Source organism: Amycolatopsis sp. WAC 04169 (genome assembly GCF_003947535.1).
In the GTDB taxonomy this organism is placed as follows: Bacteria; Actinomycetota; Actinomycetes; order Mycobacteriales; family Pseudonocardiaceae; genus Amycolatopsis; species Amycolatopsis keratiniphila.
The window spans coordinates 444,041-458,428 of sequence record NZ_QHJI01000009.1 but is presented as its reverse complement, the minus strand read 5'-3'; the positions used below and the strand labels follow the sequence as shown (position 1 = coordinate 458,428).

The 14,388-nt window shown below is 69.9% G+C and carries 12 protein-coding genes; 7 read left to right on the top strand and 5 right to left on the bottom strand.

Features of this window, described 5'->3' with window-relative positions; genetic code table 11:
- Window positions 1–78 precede the first annotated feature (78 nt).
- The 5 genes from DMC61_RS27380 (at window position 79) to DMC61_RS27360 (ending at window position 4,998) form a co-directional block, all read left to right on the top strand.
- The gene (locus DMC61_RS27380) at window positions 79–1,293 is read left to right on the top strand and encodes a CdaR family transcriptional regulator (protein WP_125692370.1); all 1,215 of its coding nucleotides are present in this window, start codon (window positions 79–81) and stop codon (window positions 1,291–1,293) included.
- A gap of 193 nt (window positions 1,294–1,486) precedes the next feature.
- Entirely contained in the window at window positions 1,487–2,413 is a 927-nt protein-coding gene (locus DMC61_RS27375) for an ACP S-malonyltransferase (protein ID WP_305021991.1), read from the top strand.
- Window positions 2,410–3,393 carry a beta-ketoacyl-ACP synthase III gene (locus DMC61_RS27370; RefSeq protein ID WP_125692366.1) on the top strand — a complete coding sequence of 328 codons (984 nt, stop codon included), beginning with the start codon at window positions 2,410–2,412 and terminating at the stop codon, window positions 3,391–3,393. Before DMC61_RS27375 ends, DMC61_RS27370 begins: the two co-directional genes overlap by 4 nt.
- A 68-nt stretch (window positions 3,394–3,461) precedes the next feature.
- A complete protein-coding gene (locus DMC61_RS27365) occupies window positions 3,462–3,707 on the top strand; it encodes an acyl carrier protein (RefSeq protein WP_004559006.1) in 246 nt (81 codons plus the stop codon).
- Window positions 3,708–3,747: 40 nt separating this feature from the next.
- A complete protein-coding gene (locus DMC61_RS27360) occupies window positions 3,748–4,998 on the top strand; it encodes a beta-ketoacyl synthase (protein WP_063273135.1) in 1,251 nt (416 codons plus the stop codon).
- A gap of 78 nt (window positions 4,999–5,076) precedes the next feature.
- On the opposite strand, the gene DMC61_RS27355 is transcribed toward DMC61_RS27360, so the two are convergent.
- From DMC61_RS27355 to DMC61_RS27340, 4 genes are all read right to left on the bottom strand, one after another.
- Window positions 5,077–7,437 (bottom strand): cation-translocating P-type ATPase, encoded by a 2,361-nt coding sequence (locus DMC61_RS27355; protein WP_199750118.1) that lies wholly within the window; start codon window positions 7,435–7,437, stop codon window positions 5,077–5,079.
- A 65-nt stretch (window positions 7,438–7,502) separates the two neighbouring features.
- On the bottom strand, window positions 7,503–8,096 hold the full coding sequence (locus tag DMC61_RS27350) for a hypothetical protein (protein WP_125692364.1): 594 nt from the start codon (window positions 8,094–8,096) through the stop codon (window positions 7,503–7,505).
- 42 nt (window positions 8,097–8,138) lie between these two features.
- A complete protein-coding gene (locus tag DMC61_RS27345) occupies window positions 8,139–8,642 on the bottom strand; it encodes a DUF3145 domain-containing protein (protein WP_016336127.1) in 504 nt (167 codons plus the stop codon).
- A gap of 312 nt (window positions 8,643–8,954) precedes the next feature.
- Window positions 8,955–10,427, bottom strand: coding sequence for a S8 family peptidase (locus tag DMC61_RS27340; protein WP_125692362.1), 1,473 nt, complete (start codon window positions 10,425–10,427; stop codon window positions 8,955–8,957).
- A 247-nt stretch (window positions 10,428–10,674) separates the two neighbouring features.
- Here DMC61_RS27340 and DMC61_RS27335 point away from each other — a divergent pair, with 247 nt between their 5' ends.
- Window positions 10,675–12,129, top strand: a complete 1,455-nt coding sequence (locus DMC61_RS27335; protein WP_199750117.1) for a hypothetical protein — start codon at window positions 10,675–10,677, stop codon at window positions 12,127–12,129.
- Here the strand turns inward: DMC61_RS27335 and DMC61_RS27330 are convergent.
- Entirely contained in the window at window positions 12,126–13,499 is a 1,374-nt protein-coding gene (locus DMC61_RS27330; protein WP_199750116.1) for an NAD(P)/FAD-dependent oxidoreductase, read from the bottom strand. The two genes, DMC61_RS27335 and DMC61_RS27330, sit on opposite strands and share 4 nt — an antisense overlap.
- A gap of 155 nt (window positions 13,500–13,654) precedes the next feature.
- Between DMC61_RS27330 and DMC61_RS27325 the strand changes: the two genes are divergently transcribed.
- A complete protein-coding gene (locus tag DMC61_RS27325) occupies window positions 13,655–14,359 on the top strand; it encodes a histone-like nucleoid-structuring protein Lsr2 (protein WP_125692360.1) in 705 nt (234 codons plus the stop codon).
- Window positions 14,360–14,388: the final 29 nt, after the last annotated feature.

Sequence of the window (14,388 nt, the reverse complement as noted above, 5' to 3'; positions counted from 1 at the left end):
CCGTCCACTTCGGACTCCATGGGCGAGTGACCGCAGGATGAGGGCCACCTTTGCCCACCGGACTAGGATCGGCTGACCATGGCTGATGCGACTTCCGGACGGCGTGTGCCCAAGCACCACGGGCTGTCCGCCAAGACCCTCCGGCGGCTCGAGCACGCCTCCGGCCGGCTCGCGAGCGCGAGCGTGGCGGTGATGGAAGAGCGGCTGACCTGGTTCGCCCGCCTTCCCGCCGACCAGCGCGCGAGCGTTCTGCTGATCACCCAGGCGGGTGCCGCCGGTTTCGTCGACTGGCTCCGCGACGCCAAGGAGGCGCTCTCCCTCACCACCGAGGCGTTCCGCGAAGCACCCGCCGAGCTCTCCCGCTGGGTGAGCCTGCGGCAGGCGGTCGGCATGGTGCGGCTGGCGATCGAGGTGTTCGAGGAGCAGCTGCCGGAATTCGCCGCGAACGAGGCCGAGCGCGCCGCGCTGATCGAGGGGATCCTGCGCTACGGCAGGGAGATCGCGTTCGCCGCCGCCAACTCCTACGCGGCCGCCGCCGAGGCCCGCGGCGCCTGGGACGCGCGGCTGGAGGCGCTGGTCGTCGACGGCATCGTCCGCGGTGACGCCGAGGAAGCGGTGCTCTCGCGCGCCGCCGCGCTCGGATGGGATCCGGCCGCTCCCGCCACCGCGGTGGTCGGCACTCCGACATCGGATGATCCGCCCGCCGTCGTGTTCGAGGTCCGCAGCCGCGCCGCCAGGGTCGGGCGCCCGGTGCTGCTTTCGGTGCAGGGATCCCGGCTGGTCGTGGTGGTCGCCGGTCCCACCGACGGCAGCGTCAAGGACCGCGAGATCCTCGCCAAGCTGTCGGTCGCCTTCGCCGACGGCCCGGTCGTCGCCGGCCCGACGGTGCCCACCCTCGCCGAAGCGCACCACAGCGCGACCGAAGCACTCTCCGGCCTGCGCGCCGTCGTCGGCTGGGCCGGCGCGCCCCGGCCCGCGAGATCGATCGACCTGCTGCCCGAACGCGCGTTGTCCGGCGACCCCGAAGCCGAACGCCTGCTCGTGGAGCAGATCGCGCGACCGCTCGAAGAAGCGGGCCCGGCCTTGCTGCGGACGGTGGAGACCTACCTCGACAGCGGCGGAGTCCTGGAGACCTGCGCGCGGACGCTGTTCGTGCATCCGAACACCGTCCGGTACCGGCTGCGGAAGGCCGCCGAACTGACCGGCCGCCACGCCGCCGAATCGCGTGACGCCTGGGTGCTGAAGGTGGCGCTGACGGTCGGGCGGCTGGCCCGTGCCCGCGGCCTCTGGTGACCGCGGCGGTAAACCGGTTGGTAACTCTGCGCAGTGACGGACTTCATAGGGAAAGCTGGTTGAACCCGACAAGGCTTTTGGGTTAAGCGCGGAGATCAGGAAGGCGCTTTTGGAGGGTTCCGACAATTACGTCGGCCGGACTTGGTGAGCGTCGGCATCACGACCATGGTGGCCGAGAGTGTTCTCTAGTGGGGTGACAGTTGCAGTCCTCGCCCCCGGTCAGGGTTCCCAAGCCCCAGGCATGCTCACCCCTTGGCTCGAGCTCGACGGCGCCCGCGCGCGCGTCGAAGCCTGGTCCGAGCGGGCCGGTCTCGACCTCGTCCGCCTCGGCACCGAAGCGGACGCCGAGGAGATCCAGGACACCGCGATCACCCAGCCGCTGATCGTGGCGCTGTCACTGCTGGCGTTCGAGCACCTTCAGCGTGAGGCCCCGGTCGCCGCGGACGCGCCGGTCGCCGGTCACTCCGTCGGCGAGCTCGCCGCCGCCGCCATCGCCGGGGTGCTGAGCCCCGAAGACGCCGTCGCGCTGGCCGCCGTCCGCGGCGCCGAGATGGCGAAGGCGTGCGCGCTGGAGCCCACGAGCATGGCCGCGGTCATGCTCGGCGAGCCGGAGCAGGTCGTCGCGTGGCTCGAGGGCCACGGCCTCGCCGCGGCGAACCGCAACGGCGCCGGCCAGATCGTCGCCTCCGGCGCCGCCGGCGCGATCGAGAAGATCGTGGCCGAGCCGCTGGAGGGCACCAAGGTCCGCGCGCTCAAGGTCGCCGGTGCGTTCCACACCTCCTACATGGCACCCGCGCGTGAAGCGCTGGCCGCCCACGCTGCGAAGATCACCCCGGCGGACCCGACGCGTCCGCTGCTGTCGAACGCCGACGGCCAGATCGTCACCAGCGGGGCCGAGTACCTCGACCGGCTGGTCAAGCAGGTCACGAGCCCCGTTCGCTGGGATCTGACCATGGACGGCCTGGTCACCGCGGGTGTCACCTCGACACTCGAACTCCCGCCGGCGGGCACGCTGACCGGGCTGGTCAAGCGGCAGCTCAAGGGAACCGTGACCACCACGATCGCTCTGAAGACGCCGGCCGAGCTGGCGAAGCTTCAGGGGCAGGAGGACGCTTCGTGACCGACCGATCCACTTTGCGGCAGGCGCCGGGCGCCGCCGGGACCCGCATCCTCGGTGTCGGGAGCTTCCAGCCCGAGAAGATCGTGACCAACGACGATCTCTCGAAGATCATGGACACCAACGACCAGTGGATCCGCGAGCGGGTCGGCATCATCGAGCGCCGGTTCGCCGAGAAGGACGAGTCGCTGGTCGACATGGCGGTCAAGGCGGGCACCGCCGCGCTGGCCGACGCCGGCGTGGATCCGTCCGAAGTGGACACGGTCATCCTGCCCAACTGCACGATGCCCACCCAGATCCCGAACGCCGCCGCGCAGGTGGCCGACCGGATCGGCATCACGCACCCGGCCGCGTTCGACCTCAACGCCGCGTGCGCCGGATTCTGTTACGGCATCGGCGTCGCTTCGGACCTCATCCGGGCGGGCAGCGCGAAGAAGGCGCTCGTCATCGGCGCCGAGAAGCTCACCGACCACGTCGACCCGGTCGACCGCGCGAACGCGATCATCTTCGCCGACGGCGCCGGTGCGGCGGTGGTCGGCGCGGCCGACACCCCGCAGATCGGCCCGGTCGCCTGGGGCAGCGCGGGCGAGCACGTCGACCTGATCTACATGCGCGACGACAAGTGGATCTACCAGGAGGGCCAGTCGGTCTTCCGCTGGGCGACCACGCAGATCGCGCCGATCGCCATGCAGGCGCTGGAACTCGCCGGGCTCGAACCGTCCGATGTGGACGTCCTGATCCCGCACCAGGCCAACCTGCGCATCGTCGAAGCCATCGCCAAGAAGCTGCGCGCCAAGGGCGCCCGCGAGGACATGGTCGTGGCCGACGACATCAAGTACTCCGGCAACACCTCGTCCGCGTCGATTCCTTTGGCGCTGGACCACATGCGCAAGGCGGGCACCGTCAAGACGGGCGACGTCGTGCTCGCCGTGGGCTTCGGGGCCGGACTCTCCTACGCGGGCCAGGCCTTCGTCTGCCCGTGATGAATACTTCCCCTGCGGGCACCGTGTCCGCAGGGCAGCCGAAAGCATCACCGAGAAGGGAACAACCAGTGGCAGACAACGCAGAGATCCTCGCCGGCCTCGCCGAGATCGTCGAAGAGGTCGCCGGTGTGGCGCAGGACGACGTGACCGCCGAGAAGTCCTTCGTGGACGACCTCGACATCGACTCGCTGTCCATGGTGGAGATCGCTGTCCAGGCCGAGGACAAGTTCGGTGTCAAGATCCCGGACGACGAGCTGGCGAACCTGAAGACCGTTGGCGACGCGGTGAACTACGTGTCGGCCAACTCCAAGTAAGTCCGACTTCTTGATTGGCGCCGACCTTGGGGAGACTCCAATGAGCAACAACGACGTCGTGATCACCGGGATGGGCGCGACCACGCCGCTCGGCGGGGACGTCGCGTCCACGTGGGACGGCCTGCTCGCCGGGGCGAGCGGGATCCGCCGCATCGAAGCCGACTGGGTCGACGAACTCGAACTGCCGGTGAAGATCGGCGCCATGCTCGCCGTCGACCCGTCCGAAGTCCTGCCGCGGGTTCAGGCCCGGCGGCTGGACCGCTGTGAGCAGGTGGCGCTGATCGCCGCCCGCCAGGCTTGGGCGGACGCGGGCTTCGAGCAGCCGACCGACGAGCATCAGGATGTGGAACCCGAGCGCCTCGGGGTGACCATCGGTACCGGTGTCGGCGGTCCGGTCACCCTGATCTCCCAGAACGACCTTCTGCACAAGCAGGGACTCCGCAAGGTCTCCCCGCTGACCGTGCCGATGCTGATGCCGAACGGCCCCGCCGCGCACGTCGGGATCGACCTGAAGGCGCGTGCCGGTGTGCACTCGCCCGCGTCGGCCTGCGCGTCGGGCGCGGAAGGCATCGCCGCCGGCTACGAGATGATCCGCTCGGGGCGGGCCGACGTCGTGATCGCCGGTGGTGCCGAATCGTGCATCCACCCGATCACCCTCGCCGGTTTCGCCCAGGCGCGGACGGTGTCCACCCGCAACGACGACCCGACCAAGGCGTCCAGGCCGTTCGACGTGAACCGTGACGGTTTCGTCCTCGGCGAGGGCTCCGGTGTCGTGATCCTGGAGCGGGCGGACCGGGCCAAGGCCCGCAACGCGCGGATCTACGCGCAGCTGAGCGGGTACGGGATCACCTCGGACGCCTACCACATCACGGGCAACCACCCGGAGGGCGTCGGCCAGATCGCCGCCATGCGGCAGGCGATGACGATGGCCGGGGTCTCCCCGACCGACGTCGGCCACGTCAACGCGCACGCGACCTCGACGGTCGTCGGCGACGTCGGCGAAGCCGCGGCGATCCGCAACGCCATCGGCGAGCACGTCGTGGTGACCGCTCCCAAGGGCGCGCTCGGCCACCTGGTCGGCGGTGCGGGCGCGGTCGAGGGCATCGCCACGATCCTGGCGATCTACCACGGGCTCATCCCGGCGACGCTGAACCTCGAGGACCTGGACCCGAAGGTGCAGCTCGACGTCGTCTCCGGTGAGGCTCGCAAGGTGGAGCTGGGCGCGGCGATCAGCAACTCGTTCGGCTTCGGCGGGCACAACACGGCGCTGTTGTTCACCCCGGCGGCCTGATTTCAGTACGTGAAGGCCCCCTTCACTGCGTCTAGCGCGGTGAAGGGGGCCTTCACGTATTTCGGGCCCGCGTGACGATCAAGCCTCCTGGCGCTTGACCAGATGCCGTCCGGCCCACCAGGCGATCTCCACCAGCACGATCCCCACCCCGGCACAGGCGAACGCCGACAGCGTGTACGCGCTCACGCTCGGGTCCAGCGCGAAGAATTTCTGCGTGAACGGGATCAGGAACAGCGCGAGGGTCAGCACGACCATCCCGCCGATCAGCAGGATCTTCCACCACCGGTACGGCCGCGCGACGATCCCGAGCACCCACAGCGCGATCGTGATGAGGGTGATCAGCGCCGTCGTCCCCGCCTGGATCTTGTCCAGTTCGGACTGCCCGGATCCCTTGTACACCAGCAGATAGCTCACGAACGTCGCGGTGGCGATGACCAGCCCGGCCGGGACGGCCATCCGCATCACCCGGCCGACGAAGCCGGTGCGGGCGCGTTCGTTGTTCGGCGCCAGCGAGAGCACGAAGGCGGGCAGGCCGATCGTGAACCACGCGGTGATCGTGATGTGCCGTGGCAGGAACGGGAACGGCACCTGCGCGATGCCGACCATCAGCGCCAGCAGCACCGAGTAGACCGTCTTGGTGAGGAACAGGTTCGAGACGCGCTCGATGTTGCCGATCACCCGCCGCCCCTCGGCGACGACGTGCGGCAGGGTGGCGAACTTGTCGTCCAGCAGCACGATCTGCGCGACCGCGCGGGTGGCCGGGCTGCCGGCGCCCATCGCGACGCCGATGTCCGCGTCCTTCAGCGCGAGGACGTCGTTCACGCCGTCGCCGGTCATCGCGACGGTGTGCCCCTTCGACTGCAATGCACCGACCATCGCGCGTTTCTGCAGTGGCGTCACGCGGCCGAAGACGGCGCGATCCTCCACGGTGTCGGCCAGCTTTTCGGCGTCCTCCGGCAGCTTCCGCGCGTCGATGGGCTTGTCCGCGCCCGGCAGGTCCAGGGTGCCCGCGACGGCGCCCACCGAGATGGCGTTGTCACCGGAGATGACCTTGACCGCGACGTCCTGGTGCGCGAAGAAGTCCAAAGTGTCCTTCGCGTCGGGGCGGACCTTCTGCTCCAGCACCACGAGCGCGACCGGCTCGATGTCACCGGGGCCTTCGTCCGCGTCGACGGCCCGTTCGGCACGGCCCAGCAACAGGACACGCAGGCCGCGCGAGCCGATCTTCTCGGCCTCCGCCCGGTGCTCCCCCTCGGGCAGCAGGACGTCGGCCGCGCCGAGCACCCAGTCGCCGTCATCGCCGAACGAGGCACCGCTCCACTTGCGCGCCGAGGAGAACGGCATCGTGGTGGTGACCCGCCAGCCCGGATCGGTCCGGTACGCCTCCGCGATCGCCTGGAGGCTCGCGTTCGGGCGGGGATCGGCGGCGGCGAGCGCGGCCAGCGCCTCGTCCACCGGATGGCCCGGCGTGATCTCCCGGACCTCGGAAAGCCGCATCGCGTTCTCGGTGAGCGTGCCGGTCTTGTCCGCGCACACCACGTCGACCCGGGCGAGGCCTTCGATGGCCGGGAGTTCCTGCACCAGGCACTGGCGCTTGCCCAGCCGGATGACGCCGACCGCCAGCGCGACACTGGTCATCAGCACCAGGCCCTCGGGCACCATCGGCACGAGCGCCGCGACCATGCCGCGCAGCGCGTCCGGCCACGCCTGATCGCCCGCGAGCTGGTTGTAGATGGTCAGCGCGCCCGCCGGGATGAGCAGGTACGTGATGAACTTGAGGATCTTGTCGATGCCTTGGCGCAGCTCCGACTTCACCAGGGTGAACTTGCTGGCCTCCGCGGCCAGCTTCGCCGCGTAGGACTCGTCGCCGATGATGTCCGCGCGGTACGTGCCGCTGCCCGCGACGACGAAGCTGCCGGAGAGCACCTTGTCCCCCGGCTGCTTGACCACCGGATCGGATTCACCGGTCAGCAGCGACTCGTCGACCTCCAGCGCGTCGGCCGTCAGCGCCGGGCCGTCGACGACGATCTTGTCGCCCGGCCCCAGCTCGACGAGATCGCCGAGCACGACGTCTTCCGGGGCGATCTCGGTGCTCTGCCCGTCGCGGCGCACGGTGGGCTTCGCCTGCCCGACGATCGCGAGCCGTTCCAGGGTCCGTTTCGCCCGGAGCTCCTGGATGATGCCGACCGCGCTGTTGACGATGATCAGCCCGCCGAACAGCCCGTCGATGAAGTAACCCGTCGACAGGATGAGCACGAACAGCACGCCGTAGATCGCGTTGATCCGGGTGAAGACGTTCGCACGGATGATCTCGCCGGTGGTCCGGCTGGTCTTCGTCGAGACCGTGTTGGTCTGGCCCGCGGCCACCCGCTGGGCGACCTCTTCGCTGGTGAGCCCCCTCGAGGCGTCGGTCAGCAGGGCCGGCTGATCTATTGCCATGCCCGCGACTCTATTCCGCCCGGCCCATACCCGCGTCAGCCTCGGGGACCATGTCGCCCCTTACTTCAGCATCTTTCGTGTTCGGGGTTGGTGCCGCCGTCGGTCGTGTCGACGCGCCACGACCCGCTCTCCAGTCGCAGCGGCAGCACCAGCCGCCAGCGGATGCACCCCTCCGGCAGGTACACCGGCGCGTCTTCGACGTCCTGCGTGCTGGTGAAGGCGACGAGCACCCGGAGCGTGCCAGGTGCGCCCGGCTCGACGCGATAGACGAGGATGCTGCCGTCCCGAGTGGACTGGAAATCCTTCTTCCACTCCGCCGAGGTCTTGGTCTTGGCCCGGTCACGGCTGACCACCGATGTCCACTTCGGATAGTCACGCTCGTTGATAGAGTCGAAATATCCCTGCAGCACCTGCCGGACGCTTTGGTACTGCGGATGCGCGAAGACGTCGGGGGTCACCTCGACGACCGGGGAACCGGGTTGTTGCTCCGGGGCGACCGACGTCGGCGACTCGCTGACGACCGGCTCGGTGGGCTCGGCCTCCGGGCGCGTGTAGAGATCGCGTGCCAGCAACCCCACGCCGACGGTCAGGGAGATCACGACCACGATGACGGGGATCAGCCACCGCTGGCGAGAGAGGGGGCGAGGCTGGGCGGTCACCCTGAAAGGTTAGCCGCCCGCCTCTTCCGTCATCACCGGCGTCTACCCGACCTGGTGCAGCCAGGTGACCGGGGCGCCGTCACCGGCGTGCCGGTACGGTTCGAGCGCTTCGTCCCAATTGGCGGCGAGGAGCTCGTCGAGCTTGTGCGCCAGCGATTCGCCGGAGCGGACCTTGCTCACCAGGGCGCGCAACTGGTCCTCGCCCACGACGATGTCGCCGTTGGCACTGGTCCTGCCGTGCCACAGGCCGAGGCCCGGAGCGAAACAGAACCTCTCGCCGTCGACCCCCGCACTGGGCTCTTCGGTGACTTCGAACCGGATCATCGGCCACGCCTTGAGCGCGGACGCCAGCTTTCCGCCGGTGCCCGAAGGCGCACGCCAACCACATTCGGCGCGGAGCTGTCCTGGACTGGCGGGCTGCGCCGTCCACTTCAACTCGACTCGGGCACCCAGGGTGCCCGAAATGGCCCACTCGACGTGCGGACACACCGCAGACGGCGACGAGTGGACGTACACCACGCCACGGGTGTTGCCACGGGTGCTCACTGCTGACCTCCGCTACTCGACGAGGGGCGTCTTCCCCTACGACCTCGCGAGCTGCGCTGGTCAGGTGGCTCGTGCCGCCTCCCGGTACGCGTGAGCACATTGTGCACCCCAACTGTGCTGTTTGGCCACATGAACACCACAAGTCGCACCTGATTGGGACGCGAGACTCCTGCGAAGGCCCCCTTCTTTCGGCTGAGCCGAAGAAAAGATCCCTTCACGCGGGTTAACCCGGGGACGGCATTTGTGCCCCCATGCCGTGAAGGCCTCCTTCCCTACTTCGAGGGTAGGGAAGGAGGCCTTCACGGACTTGGCTCAGCCCTGGGCGCCGAGGGACTTCGCCGCGGCGAAGGTGTCCACCAGACCCGTGCCCTTGTCGAAGCTCGACGTGTACGGCCCGGCCGCCACGTACGGCGAGCCGTCGGCGAACTTGTACGCGGTGCCCTTGATCGCGGCCTCGATTTCGGCGGGGCTCGCGTTCGGCGCGACCTGGAACAGCTGCGCGACGATCCCGGTGATCTGCGGCGCCGCCATCGAAGTCCCGCTGATCACGTTGTAGGTGGCGAGATCCAGGAGTCCCGGCCCGTTCTTCGGCTGGAGGCCCTGCGTGCAGATCGGCTGTGTCGGCCGGCACGACGACAGGATGTTCTCCCCCGGCGCGGAAACGTCGGGCCAGCTCGACTGGCTGCTCTTGAGACCACGCGACGAGAAGTCGGAGACCGTGCCGTCACGGGTTTCGGTCCCCTGATCGTTGAACGACGCCACCGAAAGCACGCCCGGCGTCTGGTCCTGCCCCGGCGGGTTGGAAAGGTTCGCCGAACCGTCGCCGCCGTCGTTCCCGTTCGCCCACACCGTGACGACGCCTTCCGCGGCGAGCGCGCGCTGCAGCTTCACCGTCGCCGAGTTCGGGTCGAAGGCGCCACCGCCGCTGGGACCGTAGGAGTTGTTGGTCACCTTGATCGGCGGGCACACCGACGCCGCGACACCCGCGCCGCACGGCGCCTTGTGGTTCTCCAGCACCCAGTTCAGCGCCGCGTCCGTGCCGAGGACGAGCAGCGCGGCCCCGGTCGAGACCGAGACGATCTTCGAGCCCGGCGCCGAGCCGCCGACCTTGGTGCCGTCGGTCAGCGTCAGCCGGTTGCCGGCGGCGATGCCGGTGACGTGCGTGCCGTGGCCGCCCAGGGACAGGGTGTCGGTGTCGACGGAGGTCGGGACGTCGACGATGCAGTTCGTCGCCGTGCCGTCGAGACAGAGGCTCTTGAGGTTGCGCACCACCCGTGTCTTGCCGTCGGCGCCCTTGAAGGCCGGATGCGTCGGGTCGACCCCGGTGTCGATGATCGCGACGGAGACGCCCCTGCCGTCCACGGGAGCGCCACCGGCGTCCTTGAGCTGCGTCTGCGTCTGGAGGCTCCGCGTCGCCGTCGTGCCGGCACTGCCGTGCGCCTTGAGCTTCTCATTGCCTTCGACGTAGGTGACCCCGGCGGCGTCGCGCACCGCGCGCACCTGGTCGGCGGTGCCCCGGACGGCGACGACGCCGATCTTGCCGAACGAGGTGATCTTCGTGAGCCCGGCCGAGCGGGCGGCGCGTTCGGCGGTGGCGACGTCGTCGGCGTGCACGAGCGCGGTCACCCCGGCGGTGCCGGTGACGGCCGAAAGGAGGCGGGCGAGTCCGGGGGCGACGGGTGCCGACGGTCCCGCGGCCTGCGCGGGGACCATCCCCGCGGCCGGGACGGCGAGCAGGGCGACGACGAGTGCGGCACGTCGACGCCAGGGTCCAGATACGGCCATTGCGTTTCTCCTGGTGACAGGGGGCAAGGAACTGTCACCTACCAACGAGTACCACCCGGACGGGTGACGGTGCTCACGTGCATTACAACTTTTCGGAGCAACATCACGGCGCCTACCTGGGACGTGTCGCTCCTCGAATCGGCACAGCGGCGCGAAGCGCCACCTTTGAGGGAGGTGGCGGGGGCATGGATGGACGGATGGAGGCGCTAGTTTGTGCACCGAGACCGACGAGATGGGGAGGGGTTCGGTGCGACTCGTTCGCCTCGCTCAACAGCCGTCCCGGGTGGCCGAGGACGTCCGCGCCGCGCTGGCTTCACTCGGCCGGGGCAGCAACGTCGTCGGCGGGGTCGCCCTGATCGGCGCCAGCCCGGTCGAGGGGCGCCCCGTCGAAGCCGTCGTGGTCATGCCGAAAGGTGTCCTCATCGTCATCGGTGTCGACCTGCCGGACCCGGCACTGAAACTCGAAGCCCCGCTCGGCGGACCGTGGAAGGCCGACGGCTGGCCGCTGGTCCACGGCGACACCTCGATCAACCCGGCCACGGACGCGCTCTCGCTGTCCGCCGCGTGCACGCACAAGATCGCGGACGTCGCCCCCGGCGCCGGGCCGATCGGCACGATCATCGCCGTCGGCCCCTACGTGGAGACGGTCGACCAGCCCGCAGCGGATCTCGCCGGTTCGGTCCGCGTCCTGTATCCGACGGCGACGACGATGCTCGCCGCGACGGTCTCCCTCGCCACCGCGCCCCGCCCCCGCTCGGTCCAGCAGGCGCGGGACCTGATCGCCGCGCTCGCCCCGGACGCGCCGCCGATGCCCGAGGAGATGTTGCTGGGCGAAGGGTTCAGCGCTTTCTCCGACGACGAGCCGACGGTGATCCGCGAGAACCCGCTCGTCGCGATCGCGCCGACGGTTCCGGTCCAGCATCCGGGGAAGGCGAAAAGACCGGCGAAACCGGCCGTGCCGCCCGTTCCTCCCGCCAAGCCCGCTCCGCCCGTTCAGCAGGCCGCTCCCGCGAAGCCCGCTCCCCCGGTCCGGCAGACCCCGCCGCCGGCCGCGGCCGCCGCTCCCTCGCCCGCCGAGCCCACCCTTAAGCCTTCGCGGCAGTCCAAGACGGTGAAGTGGCTTCCGGTCGCCGCGATCGGCTTGCTCATCGTGCTGCTGGTGGCGGCCATCAGCGTGGCTTCCGGCGGTGACGACACCGCGTCCACGCAGACTCCCCCGCCGCCGACCGCGGCGACCAGTCCCCCGCCGCCGAGCAGCAGCGCGGTGGAGAACATCCAGTTCACCTCGCGGGCGTCGGCCGCGGACCAGAAATGCGCGTCCCACGCGTACGGCGACGTCCAGTCGAGCCTCCAGCAGACGAGTTGCTCGGCGGTGAAACGGGCCAGCTTCGCCAGTTCCATCGACGGCCGGGCCGCGGCGGTGACGATCGCCGTCGTGGAATTCCCGAACGCCGCGCAGGCGAGCGCGTTCAAGGCCATCGCCGACAACCCCGGCGGTGGCGGCATCCTCGATCTCGCCACCGAGACCAACCAGTGGCAGGGCGAAGTGCCCGTGTTCGAAGGCGCCGCCTACCAGAGCAGCCTGGACGGGAAGTCGGTCCGGTTGATCCAGGTCGTATGGCTGCCGGGACCGTCCACTCCGGACGATCCCGGCCTCGTCCGCGGCGCGAAGGCCGCGCTCGAACTGCCCGTCAACGGCTAGAGCCCGTACGCCTCCAGCAGGCGCAACCACACCTCGCTGATCGTGGGGAACGACGGGACCGCGTGCCACAGCCTCGGCAGCGGGACCTCGCCGACGATCGCGATCGTCGCCGAATGCAGGAGCTCGGCCACGTCCTGTCCGACGAAGGTCGCGCCGACCAGGACGTCGCGTTCGGTGTCGACGACGATGCGCGCCTTGCCCGCGTAACCGTCCGCGTGCAGCGACGAACCGGCCACCGCGATGTCGATGTCGACGACGCGATGCGGTTTGCCCTCCTCGGGTCCGGCGAGCCCGACCGAAGCGACCTCCGGGTCGGTGAACACGACCTGCGGGATGGCGTGGTGATCGGCGGTGGCGCTGTGCGCGCTCCACGCGGCGGAGTCGACGGGTTTGCCCGCCGCCTGCGCGGCCACCGAGTCACCCGTGGCCCTGGCCGCGTACTTGCCCTGATGGGTCAGCGGCGCGCGGCCGGTGACGTCCCCGACGGCGAACAGCCAGTCACCGTCCACAGCGGACACACGGCCGTTGTCGTCGGTCGTGAGGGGCGCGCCCGCTTCGAGCCCCACCGTCTCCACGCCGAGTCCGTCGGTCGCCGGGCGGCGGCCGGTGGCGACGAGCAGTTCGTCGACGACCAACCGGTCGCCGCCCTTCAGTGCCAGTTCCTTACCACCGTCCACAGCGGACACGGAGTCGAGTCCGGAGCCGGTGTGCACGGTGACGCCGGCTTCGCGGAGCCCCGCGATGACAGCGTCACCCGCGAATTCCGGCAGCCGCGGCAAGGGCCGCTCGCCCGAGATGATCAAGTGGACTTCGGCGCCGAGCGTGGCGAAGGCCTGCGCCATTTCGACTCCGACGACCCCGCCGCCGAGTACGCCGAGGCGGCGCGGAACCGTTTCCGCCGAGGTCGCCTCACGCGATCCCCACGGGGAAATCGTGTCCAGCCCGGGGATCGACGGCGTCCGCGGGACACTGCCCGTGGCGATGATCACGGCGTGCCGGGCGGTCAGCTCGTCACCCCCGTCGACCGTGACCTTCCGCTCACCGGTGATCCGGCCGTGCCCGCGGATCGGGACGATCCCGGCTCCTTCGGCCCACTTGACCTGTCCGGTGTCGTCTCCCTTGCCGGTGAACCAGTCCCGGCGCGCGAACACCTCGGCCGGGTCGATCTTGTCGCCCACCGGGACGCCGGGGACCCGTTTGGCGGCGGCGAGGAGGTTGCCCGGCCGCAGCAGCGCCTTGCTCGGAATGCAGGCCCAGTAAGAACATTCGCCGCCGAAGCGTTCGTGTTCGACGAGCGCGACCCGAAGGCCGCCTCGTGCCGCCCGTTCGGCGGCGACCTCGCCGACGGGGCCGCCTCCGATCACGATCACGTCAAAAGTCTGTGCTGACATGCATTCAGCGCACACCACCGCGCAGCTTCGCGCAACCTGCCGCTATCCTCGTGTCGCTGCGTGAGTCATAGCCGCGGGTCAGGTTTCACCGTGCCGGTTACGCAGTAGAACGATCGAGCGCGGGAGGTTTTTTCATGGCCAGGAACACTGCTGTGCATTTGCTGGACGATCTGACCGGCGAGGCGGCCGAGGAAACGGTCGCTTTCGGTTTGGACGGAATCGCTTACGACATCGACCTTTCGGCCGACAACGCCACCGCACTCCGGGAAATCCTGCGTGCCTACGTGGAGAACGGCCGCCGGATCGGCGGACGCAAACTGCGGCCGCGGGTCGTGCAGCGTCCCAAGGGCACGCGGGTGTCGAAGTCGACCCCGAAGACCGCGGCCACCGCGGCGAAGGCCGAAGCGAAGACGGCCGCGAAGCCGGGCCGCAAGCCCGCCGCCAAGGGTGTCGCCGGCCGCAAGCCCGCAGCCGCCAAGAAGGCCGCCGCTCCCAAGACGGAGGCCAAGGCCCCCGCCAAGACCACGGCGAAAGCCACCGCGGCCAAGGCCAAGACCACCCGCGGCGCGGCGGCGAAGACCACGGCGGCCAAGGCTCCGGCCGGTCGCGCGAAGGCCGCGGCCGCGGCGAAGACCCCGGCCAAGACGGCGGCGAAGGCCACCACCAAGACGACGGCCACGAAGGCCGCTCCGAAGGCAGCCGCCGCGAAGACGACCGCCGCCAAGGCGGCGCCGAAGGCCGCGGCAAAGGCTCCGGCGAAGAAGGCCGCCGAGCCGAAGAAGACCACGCGCGCCACTCGCAAGGTGCCCGCCGTCACTTTCTCGGCCACCGAAAAGTAATTCATCGAAAAGGCCCTTTCGCGATATTC